Below are 1,637 nucleotides of genomic sequence, written 5' to 3' on the forward strand. Positions count from 1 at the left end.
ATATAGAGGTGGTAGGGCTGCACAGTCATGTTGGCATCATCGTCAAACGGGACGGCGACGTCCAACGACACATTTGAATCAATCACATGCGACTGATTCATTTCCGTGAAGGATGGTACTTGGGCGAGTGGCCGTAGGATATCTGCAAACATACCGAACGTGACGTGGCGCAAGGCCCCCTCCCCGGCTTCACGAGGACAAACAGTATCGACGTAGAAGCGCGAGCTTTCGATCATGACGGATGTGCGTCGAGCCGCCCTGGCGAAAGGAGCTGCGGGAGGACTTGTTCCAGCATGGTAGGGCCAATGGCGGGCAGCAGCCGTGCGCAACCGATCACCACGTCAATATCCCCTATCCGCTAAGGCAAGAATATAGGTCGGTTCGATTTCGTCGAATTGATCGCGCTCCCGACCATTGGATCTGGAGACGTTCCAGGCGAGCCGGTCCGCGACGACGCGCGCCCGGAGGTGGTAGATTTGACCGAGAAGCGCTGCGTCCTTGCTCGACGTCGGCGCCTGGATTGCTATCAGCTTCATGATCCCGCTCCGCAATTGTGCTGGTGCGCGGATCGTGATTTGCGCAAAGAAGCGGTTTGATTCCAGTCGCAAATCTGCGAGTCGCTCGTCGCTGCCGCTGGATGTGGTGCCTTGTCCATACCAAGGCGGCCCGTGCACATAGTACCGCCACCCGCAAAAGTGCGGGCATGAAAACAACCGCTCAGTGACGCTCCACGCCTTCAAGTCGTTGAAAAATATGGTGGAGCGCCGGATGACGGTGTCGGCAGCAAGTTGTTTATTAAATTTTCGTTAACCAAAGAAGGTTTGACGACTCACGCGATACCTGCAACCTTTGCGACGGAAAATGCGCGATCATCGGTGAAAAACCGTCGCGAGGTGAAAATGGATCAGATGACGACACGCAAGCAAACGAGCGAATCCTCCGCTGCGAAGATTACACGCCAAGCGCAGATGTTGTCAGCGCAGTTGCAGTCGCTTCGGACACATATGTATCCGCCCGAAGCGATGAAATCGTTGCGCACGTTCACATCACGCGACGTTGCCAGCATGCTCGGGATCGCAGAATCAACCCTCCGCCAAATGTCGTTGGACGGCGAAGGTGCAATGCCGGAGCGGCTGGAGAATGGCCGCAGGAGCTACACGCTGGCCCAGGTCAATGAACTCCGACGATACCTGGCAGCCAAACGTCCTGTGGAAGCGTTGGATTTCTTGCCGCGCCGGCGCCCCGGCGAGAAGCTGCAGGTCATCGCGGTTGCAAACTTCAAGGGCGGATCAGCCAAAACGACGACGACCGTCCATCTTACCCATTATCTCGCGCTGGCCGGTTTGCGAGTGCTGGCAATCGATCTCGACCCGCAGGCATCCTTGTCGGCCATGTTCGGCTATCAGCCCGAGTTCGATGTCAGCGAGAACGAGACCATTTATGCGGCCATTCGCTATGACGAAGACAACCGACGGCCGATGCGCGACATCATCCGCAATACCTATTTTGACGGCATCGATCTGATACCGGGCAACCTGGAACTCATGGAATACGAGCATGAGACGCCCCAGGCGATTGCAAGCGGCGGCGGCCGCGGCGACGGGATCTTTTTCCGGCGGCTCGGCGCCGTCATAAAC

General features: G+C 57.3%; 2 protein-coding genes and 1 pseudogene. 1 reads left to right on the forward strand and 2 read right to left on the reverse strand.

Going from position 1 to position 1,637, the window contains the following annotated elements:
* A pseudogene (locus tag AC1D1Z_RS37200) lies at window positions 1–236 on the reverse strand (WGR domain-containing protein); the annotation flags it as partial.
* A 105-nt stretch (window positions 237–341) separates the two neighbouring features.
* Window positions 342–536: an acyl-homoserine-lactone synthase gene (locus AC1D1Z_RS37205; RefSeq protein WP_018448899.1), complete on the reverse strand. Its 195-nt coding sequence runs from the start codon at window positions 534–536 to the stop codon at window positions 342–344.
* A gap of 363 nt (window positions 537–899) precedes the next feature.
* On the opposite strand from AC1D1Z_RS37205, the gene AC1D1Z_RS37210 reads away from it, so the two are divergent.
* The coding region (locus AC1D1Z_RS37210; RefSeq protein WP_477853825.1) for an AAA family ATPase at window positions 900–1,637 on the forward strand (738 nt) is incomplete at its 3' end.

Source organism: Rhizobium sp. P1_E1, from assembly GCF_056406015.1.

Coding starts and splice junctions, on each gene's coding strand:
- AC1D1Z_RS37205 (WP_018448899.1), bottom strand. CDS start 536: ATGAAGCTGATAGCAATCCAGGCGCCGACGTCGAGCAAGGACGCAGCG.